The 16028-nt window shown below is 34.2% G+C and carries 18 protein-coding genes and 1 pseudogene; 12 read left to right on the forward strand and 7 right to left on the reverse strand.

Annotated features, from left to right (window positions below; all coding sequences use genetic code 11):
• Positions 1-104: 104 nt before the first annotated feature.
• The 7 genes from VK161_RS12050 to VK161_RS12080 are packed head-to-tail and all read left to right on the forward strand — an operon-like array spanning position 105 to position 5498.
• A complete protein-coding gene (locus VK161_RS12050; RefSeq protein ID WP_324215033.1) occupies positions 105-1223 on the forward strand; it encodes an NAD(P)/FAD-dependent oxidoreductase in 1119 nt (372 codons plus the stop codon).
• Positions 1224-1233: 10 nt separating this feature from the next.
• Positions 1234-1950: a methyltransferase domain-containing protein gene (locus VK161_RS12055; protein ID WP_324215034.1), complete on the forward strand. Its 717-nt coding sequence runs from the start codon at positions 1234-1236 to the stop codon at positions 1948-1950.
• A gap of 37 nt (positions 1951-1987) precedes the next feature.
• Complete coding sequence (locus VK161_RS12060; protein ID WP_324215117.1) at positions 1988-3040, forward strand: type III polyketide synthase; 1053 nt, start codon at positions 1988-1990, stop codon at positions 3038-3040.
• Positions 3041-3044: 4 nt separating this feature from the next.
• The gene (locus tag VK161_RS12065) at positions 3045-3473 is read left to right on the forward strand and encodes a hydroxymyristoyl-ACP dehydratase (protein WP_324215035.1); all 429 of its coding nucleotides are present in this window, start codon (positions 3045-3047) and stop codon (positions 3471-3473) included.
• Positions 3474-3493: 20 nt separating this feature from the next.
• Positions 3494-4771, forward strand: a complete 1278-nt coding sequence (locus VK161_RS12070; protein ID WP_324215036.1) for a beta-ketoacyl-[acyl-carrier-protein] synthase family protein — start codon at positions 3494-3496, stop codon at positions 4769-4771.
• Positions 4768-5025 (forward strand): acyl carrier protein, encoded by a 258-nt coding sequence (locus tag VK161_RS12075; RefSeq protein ID WP_324215037.1) that lies wholly within the window; start codon positions 4768-4770, stop codon positions 5023-5025. Before VK161_RS12070 ends, VK161_RS12075 begins: the two co-directional genes overlap by 4 nt.
• The gene (locus VK161_RS12080) at positions 5022-5498 is read left to right on the forward strand and encodes a 4'-phosphopantetheinyl transferase superfamily protein (RefSeq protein ID WP_324215038.1); all 477 of its coding nucleotides are present in this window, start codon (positions 5022-5024) and stop codon (positions 5496-5498) included. Before VK161_RS12075 ends, VK161_RS12080 begins: the two co-directional genes overlap by 4 nt.
• Positions 5499-5505: 7 nt before the next feature.
• On the opposite strand, the gene VK161_RS12085 is transcribed toward VK161_RS12080, so the two are convergent.
• From VK161_RS12085 to VK161_RS12095, 3 genes are read right to left on the reverse strand one after another with little or no spacing between them, the layout of a single operon-like run.
• Complete coding sequence (locus VK161_RS12085; RefSeq protein WP_324215039.1) at positions 5506-5883, reverse strand: hypothetical protein; 378 nt, start codon at positions 5881-5883, stop codon at positions 5506-5508.
• Positions 5884-5907: 24 nt separating this feature from the next.
• Positions 5908-6510: a 3'-5' exonuclease gene (locus VK161_RS12090; RefSeq protein ID WP_324215040.1), complete on the reverse strand. Its 603-nt coding sequence runs from the start codon at positions 6508-6510 to the stop codon at positions 5908-5910.
• Positions 6511-6512: 2 nt separating this feature from the next.
• Positions 6513-8423 (reverse strand): DUF294 nucleotidyltransferase-like domain-containing protein, encoded by a 1911-nt coding sequence (locus VK161_RS12095; RefSeq protein ID WP_324215041.1) that lies wholly within the window; start codon positions 8421-8423, stop codon positions 6513-6515.
• Between the two features lie 146 nt (positions 8424-8569).
• Between VK161_RS12095 and VK161_RS12100 the strand changes: the two genes are divergently transcribed.
• Entirely contained in the window at positions 8570-9181 is a 612-nt protein-coding gene (locus VK161_RS12100; RefSeq protein ID WP_324215042.1) for a Pr6Pr family membrane protein, read from the forward strand.
• Between the two features lie 103 nt (positions 9182-9284).
• Here VK161_RS12100 and VK161_RS12105 read toward each other — a convergent pair whose 3' ends face one another.
• Both VK161_RS12105 and VK161_RS12110 read right to left on the reverse strand, forming a co-directional pair.
• A complete protein-coding gene (locus VK161_RS12105) occupies positions 9285-10820 on the reverse strand; it encodes a DEAD/DEAH box helicase (protein ID WP_324215043.1) in 1536 nt (511 codons plus the stop codon).
• 73 nt (positions 10821-10893) lie between these two features.
• A complete protein-coding gene (locus VK161_RS12110; protein WP_324215044.1) occupies positions 10894-11409 on the reverse strand; it encodes a DUF6155 family protein in 516 nt (171 codons plus the stop codon).
• A gap of 84 nt (positions 11410-11493) precedes the next feature.
• Here VK161_RS12110 and VK161_RS12115 point away from each other — a divergent pair, with 84 nt between their 5' ends.
• Complete coding sequence (locus VK161_RS12115; protein WP_324215045.1) at positions 11494-11778, forward strand: DUF3817 domain-containing protein; 285 nt, start codon at positions 11494-11496, stop codon at positions 11776-11778.
• Positions 11771-13030 carry a mechanosensitive ion channel family protein gene (locus VK161_RS12120; protein ID WP_324215046.1) on the forward strand — a complete coding sequence of 420 codons (1260 nt, stop codon included), beginning with the start codon at positions 11771-11773 and terminating at the stop codon, positions 13028-13030. Before VK161_RS12115 ends, VK161_RS12120 begins: the two co-directional genes overlap by 8 nt.
• Here VK161_RS12120 and VK161_RS12125 read toward each other — a convergent pair.
• On the reverse strand, positions 13027-13419 hold the full coding sequence (locus VK161_RS12125) for an acyl-CoA thioesterase (RefSeq protein WP_324215047.1): 393 nt from the start codon (positions 13417-13419) through the stop codon (positions 13027-13029). The two genes, VK161_RS12120 and VK161_RS12125, sit on opposite strands and share 4 nt — an antisense overlap.
• A 168-nt stretch (positions 13420-13587) precedes the next feature.
• On the opposite strand from VK161_RS12125, the gene VK161_RS12130 reads away from it, so the two are divergent.
• Together VK161_RS12130 and VK161_RS12135 are read left to right on the forward strand one after the other, a co-directional pair.
• Complete coding sequence (locus tag VK161_RS12130) at positions 13588-14928, forward strand: OmpA family protein (RefSeq protein WP_324215048.1); 1341 nt, start codon at positions 13588-13590, stop codon at positions 14926-14928.
• Between the two features lie 91 nt (positions 14929-15019).
• On the forward strand, positions 15020-15418 hold the full coding sequence (locus VK161_RS12135) for a glyoxalase (RefSeq protein WP_324215049.1): 399 nt from the start codon (positions 15020-15022) through the stop codon (positions 15416-15418).
• Between the two features lie 5 nt (positions 15419-15423).
• Here the strand turns inward: VK161_RS12135 and hisB are convergent.
• Positions 15424-15981 (reverse strand): annotated as a pseudogene (hisB, locus tag VK161_RS12140) (histidinol-phosphatase); the annotation flags it as partial.
• Between the last annotated feature and the right edge of the window lie 47 nt (positions 15982-16028).

A 16028-nucleotide genomic window follows, 5' to 3' on the forward strand; every position in this document is an offset into this window, starting at 1 on the left:
ATTTTCTAACTTAATCGCTTACTGCTTTACCTCTAAAAATGGTGTAATATTATTTTATAATTCTGTAATGTTTTAGCAAATCATTTTCAGTATTTTTACGAAGTATGAATGATTCGCAGATTAGTATAATTGGTGGTGGTTTGGCTGGATTGATAGCCGGAATTCATCTTGCGCAACATAATGCATCTGTGATTATTATTGAAAAGAATGAATTTCCCAAGCATAAAGTGTGTGGAGAATACATTTCGAATGAAGTCTTAAATTATTTCAATTCACTTGATATAAATATTGCCGACTTAAAGCCTTCCATCATTACTAAACTACAATTTTCTACCAATGACGGAACTACAATTGACACAAAATTACCTTTAGGTGGTTTCGGGATTAGTCGGTATGAATTGGATTTTTATCTCTATAAAAAAGCCATTGAAAAAGGTTGTAAAATCATACAAGAAGAAGTCGTTGATGTCATTTTTTCAGATGAAAAATTCACAATTACAACTGCTGAAGGCACAATTTTAAAATCCGACTTTGTTCTCGGTGCTTTTGGAAAAAGATCCAAAATAGACATTAAAATGAATCGCGATTTCATTCAGAAAAAATCTCCTTGGCTGGCTGTAAAAGCTCATTATTCGGGTAAATTCCCTAATGATTTGGTTGGTTTACATAATTTTAAAGGTGGTTATTGCGGCGTTTCTAAAGTAGAAAATAACATCATCAACATTTGTTATTTAGTCGAATACAAAGAGTTTAAAGAATATAAAAATAGTAACGACTTTCAAAACCTTGTGGTCAAACAAAATCCGCATTTGAATGAAGTATTTGAAAATTCAACATTACTTTTTGAAAAACCACTCACCATTAGTCAGATTTCGTTCGAAGAAAAACGTGCCGTAGAAAATCATATTTTGATGATTGGTGACACCGCAGGATTGATTCATCCTTTGTGTGGAAACGGAATGGCAATGGCGGTTCACAGCGCTAAAATTGCTTCTGAATTACTCATCGATTTTAAAAATAATGCAATCAAAACCCGACAAGAATTAGAAAATAAATACAAAAAGTTATGGAATGCTAATTTTAAATCCCGACTAAAAACAGGTCGTTTATTAGCCAAAACAATGCAAAAACCAAAACTTGCAGAAGCGTTGATGCGTATATTGATAGTATTTCCTTTTTTGTTAAATGCAATCATCAAACGAACTCATGGAAAATCGTTTTAAATAAATTGGAATGCCAATAAGTACTAAATATCGAACCAATAAACCCGAAATAATGGATGATTTTGCTCTTGAAGGTGAAACTCTTCGAGATGCTTTGGATAAAATTGCAAAAATCAACCAACTTTTAGGCGGAAACAAACTAACTTTACAAGGAGTTCAAAGTTTATTGAATAACACAAATTTAAATCAAGAGTTAACTATAGTGGATATTGGTTGCGGAAATGGAGATATGTTGCGAACATTGGCTGATTTTGGTCAAAAACAACAACTTAAATTCAAATTAATCGGAATAGACGCTAATCCATTTACAATAAACCATGCCAAAGAGTTATCCCAACAGTATCCATCAATAAGTTACTTGTGCGAAGATATTTTTGAGGATAATTTCAATTCGCTACACTACGATATCGTTTTATGTGCCTTGACATTGCATCATTTTAAAGACGAAGAACTACTCCAATTAATGTCGGTTTTTTATAAAAATGCCAATATCGGAATAGTCATCAATGATTTGCATCGAAGTTCAGTCGCTTATCGTTTGTTTCAAGCTTTGTGCTTTGTATTTAATTTGAATACAATGTCAAAAGAAGATGGTTTAGTTTCCATTTTACGTGGATTCAAAAGAAATGAATTAGAAAATTTTTCTGAAAAATTAGGTTTTAAAAAGTACACCATTCAATGGAAATGGGCTTTTCGCTATCAATGGATCATCCAAAAACAATACTAAATTTGAGTACGCGATGGATTCGTGTCTCGCAGTAAAAATGAGTGTAAAAATAACAACAGTTGCTAAGCAATTACCCCAATTCTCTCGAACCACGGAAGAAATCTTACCTTTTCTAGACGCTTGGTTGATCGATCAAGAACCGCGTTTCATTCGAAAAGTAAAGAAGATTTTTGAAGGTGCGATGGTGGATAAGCGTTATTCAATCATGGATCCTGTTAAAGTGTTTACCAAAACCTCTTTCGAGGAACGAAACGATATTTACGTGCGTGAAGTAATCGATTTGGGTGAAAAAGTACTTCAAAAAGCACTCGATAAAGCTCAATGGAAACCAACGGATTTGGATTACATTATAACGGTAAGTTGCACCGGAATTATGATTCCGTCACTCGATGCTTACTTAATCAATTCGCTTCAATTACGACAAGATATTGTGCGTTTACCTGTAACTGAAATGGGCTGCGCCGCAGGAATTTCGGGTATTATTTATGCCAAAAATTTCCTTAAAGCCAATCCCGGAAAACGCGCCGCTGTAATTGCTGTTGAAAGTCCAACAGCCACTTTCCAACTCGATGATTTTTCGATGGCTAATATTGTCAGTGCGGCTATATTCGGAGATGGTGCAGCTTGTGTTTTATTATCATCTAATGAAGAAGATGAAGGCCCAGAAATAATTGCTGAAGAAATGTATCATTTTTATGACAACATTCACATGATGGGTTTTAAATTGACCAATTCGGGTTTGCAAATGGTGTTGGATATTGAAGTTCCAGAGACTATTTCATCGCATTTTCCAGATATTATTCATCCTTTTTTGAAGAAAAATGATTTGGCAATTGAAAATATAGACCATCTTATTTTTCATCCCGGCGGAAAAAAAATTGTAAATACAGTAGACGATTTATTTTCAGATTTGGGAAAAAACATAAACGATACTAAAGAGGTTTTGCGTTTATATGGAAACATGTCAAGTGCAACTGTTTTGTATGTTTTGGAGCGCATCATGGATTCGAAGCCCAATAAAGGTGAAAAAGGATTAATGTTGAGTTTTGGACCCGGATTTTCAGCACAACGCATTTTAGTAGAGTTTTAAAGTGATGAATAGCAAAGAAATTATCTCAAAATTGCCGTATTCCAAGCCGTTTTTGTTTGTGGATGAAATTGTTTCAATCAATGAAAATGGAGTAGAAGGTAACTATACTTTTGATGCAGCATCCGATTTTTATAAAGGTCATTTTAAAGACCATCCGGTAACACCTGGAGTCATTTTAACGGAAGTAATGGCGCAAATCGGAGTAGTGTGTTTAGGTGTTTTTTTAGTGAATGACAACATTAATAAAAATAGTCTAATTGCCTTAACATCAAATGAAATAGAATTTTTAAAACCTGTTTATCCCAACGAAAAAGTGACCGTGATTTCGGAGAAAATTTATTTCCGATTTGGTAAACTAAAATGCAAAGTAAAAATGATAAATGCATCCGGAATTGAAGTCTGCAACGGAACAATAGCTGGAATGCTGGTTTAAAATTGAAATTGACATTGATTTTGAAAAATAGAGTCGTCATAACAGGATTAGGTGTAGTTGCTCCCAACGGAATTGGGCTCGACGAATTTACCCATTCTATACAATTGGGCACATCTGGAATCAAACACGATGCTGAGTTGGAGCGTCTTCAATTTTCGTGTCAAATAGCTGGAACGCCTGAAGTTTCTACTGAATTGGCGTTGAAGTATTTCTCTGAATTAGAATTGCGCAATTTCAATTCATCTGGAATTTTATACGGAGTCATCGCAGCTCTCGATGCATGGAATGACGCGGGATTAACTGTTGATAATAACGAAAGTCCAGATTGGGATTCAGGTGTGATTTTTGGAACTGGAACATCCGGAATTGATAAATTCAGAGAAAGCATTTACAAAATTGACGATTTTCAAACTCGAAAACTAGGAAGTACTGCAGTAGCGCAAACAATGAATTCGGGAGTAAGTGCTTATATAGGTGGAAAATTAGGCTTAGGAAATCAAGTGACTACTAATTCATCGGCATGTACCACAGGAACTGAAAGTATTTTGATGGCTTTTGATCGAATACAATCCGGACAAGCAAAGCGAATCATTGCGGGAAGCACAAGTGACTCCGGACCTTATATTTGGGGTGGATTTGATGCGATGAGAGTGTGTACGTTCAAACACAATCATGAACCCGAAAAAGGTTCGCGTCCTATGAGTGCCTCAGCTTCTGGATTTGTGCCAGGAAGTGGAGCAGGAGCATTGATTTTGGAAGATTTAGAAACAGCTTTGAATCGCGGAGCCAAAATTTACGCCGAAGTTTTAGGTGGAAACATCAATTCGGGTGGACAACGTGGAGAAGGTACAATGACAGCGCCCAATTCGGTTGCAGTGCAAAAATGCATTGTTGATGCCATAAAAAATGCTCAAATTTCAGCTATCGATATTGATGCTATAAACGGTCATTTAACCGCTACATCCAAAGACAGTTTAGAAATCAAAAATTGGGCGGAAGCGTTGAATAGGAGTGGAGCCGATTTTCCGTATATCAATTCACTGAAATCGATGGTTGGCCATTGTCTTTCTGCTGCAGGTAGCATTGAAAGTATCGCTACAGTATTGCAAATTCACCACCGATTTATTTTTCCGAATACCAATTGCGAAGATTTACATCCTGAAATTGCTGCATTAGTATCAGAATCTAGAATTCCACACCAATTAATCCAAAAAGAAATCGCAATTGTAGCCAAAGCCAGTTTTGGTTTTGGTGACGTCAATGGATGTGTAATTTTTAAAAAATACAACAAATCATGAATCAAGAAGAAATTTTAGAACAATTGAAATCAATTGTAAAACCGTTTGTAAAAAATGAAGAAGCGTTCATGAATCTTAATGAAGAAACTGACTTTATTACCGATTTGCAAATAAATTCGGCCAATTTGGTTGATATAGTTTTGGATACTGAAGAAGCATTTGACATCGAAATAGACAATCAATCAATGGAAAAAATGCTGACGATTAAGGCTGCTTTAGAGATAATAAACACCAAATTAGCCGAAAAAAAATGATTGGAAATGATATTGTAGATTTGGCTTTAGCACAAAAAGAGAGCAATTGGAAGCGGAACGGTTTTTTAAACAAACTTTTTACTTCAGATGAGCAACTTATGATTCATTCATCCATCAATCCAGAAATTATGGTTTGGAATTTATGGAGTAGAAAGGAAGCCGTTTACAAAATTTTCAATCGTACAACAGGCATTCGAAAATTCAATCCCATTCAGTTGGAATGTTTGGATGATGGAAAAGTTATTTTTGATGATCAAGTTTATTTCACCAAAACAACAATCACTTCCGAGTTCATTTACAGCGAAGCCGTTTTGAACAGCAATGATTTTAATAAAATTCAAGGTATTTCTCGACCTTCAGTTATCATAAAAGAAGATGGAATTCCGTATTATTTAGAATCATCCGATTCAATAAAAAAGCAATTATCCATAACGCATCACGGTAGATTTGAGAGAATCATTACGCTGATTTAAAAAGCTTCTACTGTAATTGTTTTCTTTTTGCTTGCACAACATAATAAACTACCAAAATCAAAAAGGGTAATGTTGATGCCATAATTTTAAAATTGAAAGACAACAATCCAACCACAAAAAACAAAAGAACAATTGGAGTTAAAACTGCTACACCTAAATGATTTAGTTTCGTATTGATTTTAGGGTTAATGACAGCATAAATTAAAATCAGTTGCGCTAATAATCCCAGTAAAATCAATGGATGTGTGAAATTACTAACCCAGTTTTTAGTGTTGGTGAAAATCTCATATTCACCTTGAAAAACAAACATAGAATTATTAGGTGGCCATTCTAAGTAACAAAATAGAAATGTTATCAGTAAACTTAAATTTATAAGCCGTTTCATACTACTAAAATTATGTATCAAAAATTACTGCAGCGAAATTCCCAAGCGAGATTTTAACTTTAAAAACAGTAACGCAATAGTGTAAGCATCATCTGAAGCTGTAATTCGCTCGGCTTTAGGTATTTTATAAGCCGTACTCAATTCGTCTAAAGAAAAACTTTTGTCCGTAATATCCAATAATTTTCTATGCATTACTTCAATATCCAATGCTTCGTTTTTAATACGACCGCATTCTAATTTTGACAAGGCTTCGTTGAGCATTTCAATATCAAAATGAATCCGATGACCAATTAGAGTGGCATTACCAAGGTATTCCAAAAGTTTTTCAATTGCTGCCGGTTCGGCTAATTTCGGAATACTACTTTCGATGATGAAATCGTTGGTGATTCCGTTATCATGAAGGTATTTGTATTGCGGAATGGCAATTTCGAATGCATCACCAACAATGATTGTATCGTTGATGACTGCTACACAACCAAAAGATAGAATGACATCTTTTTCAACATTCAAGCCAGTTGTTTCTATACTTATTGCTACAAATCGGTTTGATTTTTTTTCAAATTTAGACAAGTAGTTTTTGTAAAACTCTGGATACGGTTTATTGATGTTTTTTAACCAATCAAGCATGATTATGAAAATTGAGTGAGTTGAAAACGGTCTTTAATTAATTCCTCTAAATCTTCCATCGGTGCGAAAGCATTTTTGAGTTTTTCTTTATCCGATTTAGAAAGCTCTTCAATATTAATAAATTGACCATCCGAATCATTTTTGATTCCGTTTACAGTTCTAAACTTAGATAAACTGAGAAATGCTTCGGCGCAATTCAAGTAAATTTCAGCGTGTTTCGGATCAGAAATAGCCAATTGTTTGAAACGCAAAAACGTATTGTTAATTCCTCTGATGGTCAGACTTAACGTCATGATGCGCGCACCATCAATCAACGGCATAATAGCTCTGTTTTTGATGTCGAATTTCCCTTTGTTTTCGCCTTCTTCTTCCAAATTGAACTTTTTAAAGAAGTTTAGTGGTGCTGGTTTTTTCAAAGCGTCATTGCCCAAATAATCAAAGAAAAGAGCATTATTTTTGACGTTTCTGAATATCGTTTCGGTAATCGCATCTTCCAATTGCTGTTCACCAAAAGCCAAATCATAATCAAAGAAAACACTGCTAATTTCATTGGAAACTTCACCTGGAGTATTCATCCAATTATTGTATTGTTTGATCCAGTCAGACAACGACTTACACCATAACAAATTGCTTGCCATATGATTTTGTGGACAATTTGAATAACCCACTTTTTCGAGAGTAGAAGTAGCTTTTTTTGCCAATTTTATGAAGTAATCTTTGACATCACGATATTTATCGGCGGCAACATCTTCAAAAACCAAAATACTGTCTTGATCGGTGAGTAGCGTTTGCTCTTTTCGGCCTTGACTTCCAATACTCAACCAAGCGAATCGGGCAGGAGGCGATCCTAAATCGAGGATAGCTAATTCGACCGCTCTTTTAACAATAGCCAACGTAATTTCGCCACTAATACTATTAATATGAGTAAGCGGAATGTTTTTTTCTAACGAAGTTTGTACGATTTCGGATAGTTTATCACGAACTTGTTTCAAATCTTTTGCACTCTGTGAACGCTTTATTTCTTTGAGAAGAATTCCGGGATTACTCGCTTGTGCAACTACCAAATCGTGCTCTGAAATCACGCCTTTAATATCCGATTTGTCGGTTCCATCAAAAGTTACACACAAATGCGTCACGCCATGTTTCAGCATGATTAACTGCGCTTCGGCAACCGAAATGTTCTCAGAAACCGTCACGACAGGTGAGGCCATGATGGAGTTTATGGGTTGTGAAATTTCGACTTTTCCCGTGGCAACTTTAGTTCTGAAATCGGTATCGGTTACAATTCCGATGGGTTGATTATTGTCTGAAATTAGAGCACTATTCATTAAATTCTCCGTCATTAAAGTAGCAACTTCCTTTATTTTAGTGGAAGCAGTTACTTTAACTGGACTTTTAGAATAATTCAGCGACTGGAAGTAGAGTGTATCCGATTGCGTATCAGAAACCACATTATCCGAAATCAATTTATTGTTGTATTTATCAGCAGGATTTTTAGAATTGGTTGCAAAACTTTCCAATAGAAAGTTCAATACTTCAGGGTTTTGCGCTACGTAAGGCTTAAACGTTTCAATAGGAATGGCGTACAAAATGCTTTCTTCACGTGCTTTAGCATTCATTTGATAGTTATTTTTAGCAAAAAACGGACGTAAACCAAAAATATCGCCAGGATAACATTTGTTCAATAGCGATTCATCTGCATCCGAAATCACCGTAAGATGAACTGCACCAGAAGCCACTACATAAAAAGAATCGTGTAAGGCATCGTTGATTTGAAACAAGGTTTTGTGCTTTTCCAAATTGATGACGCGAATGGTTAAGGTGATTTTAATTAAATCGTCGTACGACAAAAAACTAAAAGGTTCGTATTCTTTTAAAAAATCGGCTACACGTTGAGAAATAGCGTTACTCATAGTCAATGTTATTTGTATAAAAATAGGAATAATCAATCAAAGCGCAAAGGTAATAAGATAAAAAATTGAAATCTAATACCATCGTATCAATTTACTACTACAAACCTTATTTTTTTTAATTAAATTTACATTTCTAATCGTTTTTTATGAAAGCAGTCACAAAAGAATTTTGGTTTGCAATCTTCAGTTGGACAACGATAATTGCTCAGTTTGTTTTATTACTTGGAGCACGAACGACCAATGTAGTAGAAGCAGTTTTTAGATTTTTTACTTTTTTCACCATACTAACTAATATTCTAGTTGCGATTGTATTTACCGCATTATGGCTGCAACCTAAAAACAGTTTTTCCTTTTTTACACGATTTAATACTATTTCATCAACAGCAGTTTACATATTTGTTGTTGGGTTTGTATACAACACCGTTTTGCGTTTTATTTGGGAACCAACAGGACTGCAACGAGTTGTAGACGAAATGTTGCATTTAATTATTCCGATTGTATTTATACTGTATTGGTATTTTTCAATTGAATCCAATACAATTAAATGGAAATCATTCTTTAATTGGTTGTTGTATCCAATGATTTATTTGATTGTCATTTTAATTCGCGGACATTTTGTCAATTATTATCCGTATCCATTTGTGAATGTTTTGGAACTTGGATATTCTAAAGTAGCAATCAATTCTTTGCTATTGACTTTGTTCTTCGGAATCATTTCGTGTATTGTAATTGGAGTAGTACGCTATCGAAATAAATAATAAAAAAAGCTCTTATATATCTTGCCTTTGAAAAAAATCTATTTTACATAATATAAATTATAGTGCAAATGTATTAATTCATAAAAACATATGCAATCACTATTTACAGTTCTTCTAAGATTTTTAAACGATAGATTCTTCCAATCTCAATAGTAAGTTTCTGAGTGTAATCTTCAGTCAGCCAACTGCGGTAGTTTTTGGTAACGTTTCCTAAGCAAATACAATATTGTTTGATTCGGTATTCAATATCGTCGTTTAATTCTTTGGCTAATTTTCGTGCGTCTGATAATTCTTCCGTATTTTCAACGCACATCGTTGCATGCTGTTTCAGCGATTTTTCAATAATCGTTTTGGCTTTGAGATTGTTTTTTACGGTGTATTTGAATTCTTCGTGAACATCCATAAAAATATCGTCTGTTTTTGAAAATTTCTTTCGCAAAGCATCCGGCATTACGTATTTAAAATTAGCTTCAATTTCGGCATCATCACGCAAGCTTTCTAAGTAATATTCGGGCGATTTAAAAATGTGCTGCCAATCCACAGGATTATTCCATAAACCAAATCGTAAAGCATTGTTTCCCAAATCAATAACCGTAAAACTGTCTTTGTGAGGTAAACGTCGAGAACCACGTCCAATCATCTGAAAATAAAGCGTTAACGACTTGGTAGCACGATTTAAAATGATGCTTTCAACTGTAGGTTCATCAAATCCGGTGGTTAAAATTCCGACCGATGTTAAAATCGCATCGGGAGTTTTCTTAAACCATTGCAGAATTTCTTTTCGATCTTCGTTGGATGTGGTATTGTCTAAGTGTCGAATGTTGTAGCCTGCATGCCTAAAACTCTCATAAACATGCAATGATGTGTTGATTCCGTTGTTAAAAATAAGCGTCTTTTTTCCCAAAGATTTTTCAGTGTAAGCATGCAACAATTTCTCTTGCATGATCATATTACTGTACAAATCATCGGACGATTTTACGGTATAATCACCGTTAATTCCGACTTTCAGTGACGTCAAACCAACATCATAACTGTAGGTTGTGGCTTTAGCCAAAAATCCTTTGTCAATTAAGTTCTGAATGGTATCACCTACAATTAATTCATCGTAGTTTTCGTACATCGGCAATTTGATATTCGAACTCAATGGCGTTGCCGTTACACCCAATATGAATGCATTTTTAAAAGCACTGAATAACTTTCTAAATGAATTGAAGTGAGCTTCGTCAATAATCACTAAACCAACATCTTGTATTTCTAATTTTTCGTCGTTTAAGCGGTTTTTAAGCGTTTCAATCATCGCCACAAAACACGAGTATTCTTCTTGATCGGGTAAGTCTTTAATCGAACTATTAATGATTTTGTTTTTAACATCAAAACCTTTGAGCATTTTGGAAGTCTGCTTGCACAATTCGATTCGGTGCGTTAAAACAACCACTTTTTTATTGTGTTGTTCTAAATAACGCCTTGTGATTTCAGAGAAAATAACCGTTTTTCCACCGCCAGTTGGCAATTGATACAGTAAATGATAATTATGAGGTTGATTGTCTAATCGGTCAAATATTTTGTCAATATCGCCTTTCTGGTAGCCATAAAGCTCCTTTCTTTCTTCAATTTCGACAAGAATATCCTTTTTTGACATAGCATTTTTACAATTTTGCAAAAGTACTCTAAAAAAGACTTTGTCGAGTATAATTTAACTATTTAATGTAAATTTAATAATCAAACCGTTCTATAATGGCATTGAATTCGTAATGATTCATCCAATTTTGCACCAGCGTTTCAGCGCTAATAGCCACTACTCTACTCTTAAATTCGCTTAAAATTCCCTTTTCAATCATAAACGCTATGGCTTGCTCGAACGAGTTCAGCATACTTTTATAAAAAGCTTCTTGTTTGATCTCTCTTTCAGAGGAAAGTGTTTGAGCAATTTCGATAGTATACAGCATTACATCGGCAATCAAGAAAGGATCAACTCCCAATACTATAAAATGTTTGATGAATTTCTGCGCCACCGAACGACGCATTTTAGGTCTTTTAGCTCGAACGGGATAATATTCGTTTGAAATTTTGAGTTTCGCATCTTTAACCAAATTAGTTTCATTGGGACGAAATACAAAATCATAATAGACTTTGACGTCTTTGAACTTATCGTACAATTCGACCAACTGTTCTTCCAATTGTTCCTTGGTAAGTTGGTTTATGTAGTTCTTTAGGTCGCGTTTACTCATAATGGTTAAATTAGTGCAAAAGTAACTCAGTTTGTTGTTTTAATGTAAATGTTATTACTTAATTTTGCCTTTCAAATTTAGTGTATGAGCAAGATTTTTAAGTTTACAGCAATTTCAGAAGGTATTTCCTATCTAGTTTTATTAGTCAATATGTTGTTTATCAAGCCTAATAACATGGATTTATACAAAACGTTATTATTCCCAATTGGCATGGCGCATGGAGTTCTTTTTATTGGCTATGTTATTTTGGCTGTTTTAATAAAGAAAGAACAAAACTGGTCGTTAAAAGATTTTTTTGTGGTGCAATTGGCTTCTTTTATACCATTCGGAACCTTTTATATAGAGAAAAAGTACCTGAAAAATGCATAAAATTTTACAGAGTATATTCAATTGGATTTATCCATTACTGAGAAAAATTGGTTTTGGAGATACTTTAGCTTCATATATAAGTTTGTTGCTGAACATCGTCCTTTTGTGTGTTCTCGCCTATCTTATTTATGTTGTTTTTCGAATTGTACTAGTGACAGTAATGGCTGTTGTAGCCAAAAAAACCAAAACGCATTTTGATGATTTGTTGGTTTCCAATCAAACAGCAAAGTACATTGCTCACCTGATTCCGTTTTTATTCATTTACAAATCAGTACCGATTATTTTGGATGACTATGTATATTGGGAATCGGTTTTTGGTAAAATGGTAGGAATTTATATTATTTTACTTTCACTTTGGATCATTCGAAGTGTGATGAAAGCCTTTCGAGATTATTTGAAAGATCAGCCTAGATTTAGTGATAAACCCATCGATAGTTACATTCAAGTAATTATGATTGTGCTTTGGATTTTTGCCACTGGAGTTATCATTTCTAAAATCTTCGACATCACAACCAACACATTGTTGGCTTCAATGGGAGCTTTGTCGGCAATTATTATTTTGGTTTTTAGAGATACTATTTTAGGATTTGTAGCCAGTGTGCAAGTTTCGCTAAACGATATGGTTCGAATAGGCGATTGGATTACATTTGATAAATACGGAGCCGATGGCGATGTGATTGAAATCAATTTGGCAACGGTAAAGGTGCGCAATTTTGATAATACGACTACTACGATTCCGACTTACAGCTTAATATCCGATTCGTTTAGAAACTGGCGCGGAATGTTGGATTCAGACGGAAGACGAATCAAAAGATACATCTTAATCAAAGGAAAAAGTATTCGTTTTTTGAAAGAAGAAGAATTGCAGAAAATGAAACAAATCCAGTTGATTTCAAATTATATTGACACTCGACAAGAAGAAATCAACAAGTTCAATGCAGCCAATAAGATCGATAAATCACTTTCGATTAACGGAAGAAACATGACAAATTTTGGTTTGTTCCGAAAATACATCACGAGTTATTTGGAAAATTATCCTGGTTTGAACAAAGACATGATTTTGTTGTGTCGTCAGTTGCAACCTACATCACAAGGAATTCCATTGGAAATTTACACTTTTTCAAAAGACCAACGTTTTGAGCAATACGAATACATCATGGCCGATATTTTTGATCACATTATTGCTTCAACAGTGTATTTTGATTTGGAAATTTTCGAACTTTCAACAGATAAAAACACGATTGTGGACTAACGCATTTTCAATCGATCTTCAACAAATTCGATTTTTGTTTTCCCGTGTGGATGTGGTTTTCCATTCAAATCAACACTTACCATTGTTATTGTATCAATCGTAATGATGGTTTCTTTGGTCATCATGTTGCGCACTTCGCACATCAATGTCAGCGATGTTGTTCCAAATTTCACCACATCAATACCAATTTCAACAATATCGCCTTGCTTGGCCGAACTTCTAAAATTGATTTCCGACATGTGTTTGGTTACAATTCTCGGACTTTCCAATTGTATGATCGAATACAAGGCTATTTCCTCATCAATCCAAGCCAACAATCGACCTCCAAATAAAGTACTATTCGGATTTAAATCTTCGGGCTTAACCCATTTTCTGGTATGAAATCGCATAATTTTATGTAAGAATTTAGGCAAAATTACTGATAAAATTGCATTTTATAGACATAAACTTTACCAAATTCAACACTAATTTTAACAGTTTTTTGACGTTTTAATTGTTTAAATGCTTAATTATAGTATATTTGCGGGTTATTAATAGGATAAACCCATATTTATATAATGAAAAAAATTACTTTACTACTGTTATTATTAGCTTCTTCAGGCTATGTGTATTCTCAGGAAACAGAAAAAAAAGAGGACGAAGCAGTTGATAGCCAAACCTACAACAGATGGACTTTAGAAGCTACTGTTGGTCAAGGAAAAGGACTTAGACCGTATCAAAAAGGATACTTCTCGAGCGATTCTGGAAGCTTATTTGGAGGTGTCGATGCTAATAGTTTTTCTTTAGCCGCTCGTTACATGTTTACACCTGTATTTGGAGTTAGAGGAAGATTTGGTTATGATGATTTAAAAAATCAACCCGACACAGGAAGTGAAGAATTCAGAATGCAAGTGTTATCATTCCGACCAGAAGGTGTAATCAACTTAAATCGTTTGTTTGGTGCAGAAGAAGTATTGGGTAGATTAGGTTTTCTTTTCCATGCTGGTTTGGATGTTTCTCAAGTCACGTCTAAAACTCCAAACGTAATAGAAAATGACCAAAATTATGGTGTTGATGAATACAATGGTGGAATTGTAGTTGGATTAACTCCGCAATTCAGAATTGCTAACAAACTTTCTATTTTATTTGACGTGAGTGTGTTGAAAAATTTCAGACAACACTTTAACTGGGATGGTTCGTACTCTGATACTGATAATAATTTAGGTGGAGAATACATTTCGGCAAGTTTAGGCCTTTCTTATTCTTTCGGAAAAGATAAAATTCACGGTGATTGGGCTGTTATTAAAGATCCGAAAATTGAAGAAATTGAAGCTCTTGACAAACGTGTTGGCGAAATGGAAGAATTGATGAATGATTCTGATAAAGATGGTGTTCCAGATTATTTAGATCAAGAGAACAATTCATTAGCAGGAGTTGCAGTTGATACAAGAGGTAGAATGGTTGATTTGAACAAAAATGGTGTTCCTGATGAATTAGAAACGTATTTCAAAAACAACGGAATATTACCAACTAATTCGTCTACAACTACCAACAATAATAATAGTTCAGACGAAGCTAGAAACTTAATCAATGGTGGTTACGTATCTGCTTACTTCGATACTAACAAAACAAAACCAACTAATGTTTCTTCACAAGGAATTGATTTCATTCTTACTTATTTAAGAAAGAATCCATCATCTAAGTTAGAAATTTACGGTCACGCTGACGAAATCGGAAGCAACGCTTACAACGATAAATTGGCTAATGATCGTGCAGAAAGCATTAAAAATGTGTTGATTAAAGCCGGTGTTCCTGCTGATCGAATTTCAATAAAATCAGAAGGTGAAGATGCTTCAGTTGATCCGAATTCACCAGAGGCAAGACGTATTGTTAGACGTGTAACTTTCAAAGTTGACTAATTAACAATCGATTCTTAATAACTTATAAATAACCCTCAAGTAATTGGGGGTTATTTTTTTAATTTTATATAGCAACATAAACCCTAAAGCTATGAAAACTAAAGACGAAGCGATTCTAGAATTAAGAGGCGGAAGTATTGGCGTTATAAGTGAGAATTCGAGCTCTGAAGAACGATTTCAAAACACTACTCTCCGACCGATATTAAAGTTTCAAAATGATTTGTTTGTAGAGGTTTTTAAAAATTATGCGATCAAGCAAAAAGGAGTTTTCTTTACACTTTCACCAGAAAAAAAGATGAGTTACATCGAAAATGTAATACAACGCGACATCAAGTTCAGAAATTCACTAAAAGGTATTGTGATTGGAATGTTCACTTTAGATGAATACCACGACTACATTCTAAATTCATCCAACTTAAACAAAAGGATGATGAATTTATTAATAGAACGATTGAAAAGTCAAGTGATTTTATTTGAAGAAGTAGCTTAACGCTTTTTCAAAAACTGATAGATTTCTTTCCAACTTGTGGTTTGCAAAGCGATAGTTGATTCGAGTTCTTCTCGTTTGGAGCTGATTTCTGTTGCTCCTAATTCTTCATCATTATCAATAAAAATTCCTTTTGCGCCCAAATTTTTAGCAAATTCTACATCAGTTAACCTGTCTCCTATCATGAATGAATTAACTAAATCGTAGTTTGGATTGTTAATGTATTCTATAACCATTGCGATTCCGGGTTTGCGTGTCGGTTTGTTCTCATGAGGAAAACTATCATCAATAAACACTTTTGAAAATACAATTCCTTCATTTTCAAATGATTTTATAATCTTATTCTGAATACTCCAAAAAATGTCATTGGGCAATAAATCGGTTCCTAAACCATCTTGATTGGTAACCATAACTAATTCGTAATCCAATTTACGTGCAATTTTGCCCAAATAGCGAAATACTTCTGGGTAGAATTCTAATTCGTCAAATGAATTTAAAATATAATCGGGCGGTGCAGCTTCTTTGACTATGGTTCCATCACGATCGATGAAGAGTACTTTTTTCATATGTTTTATTTATTCAAAATTAAACAAAAAAACCGCTTTATCACGAC

Source organism: Flavobacterium sp., assembly GCF_035299245.1.
GTDB lineage: Bacteria > Bacteroidota > Bacteroidia > Flavobacteriales > Flavobacteriaceae > Flavobacterium.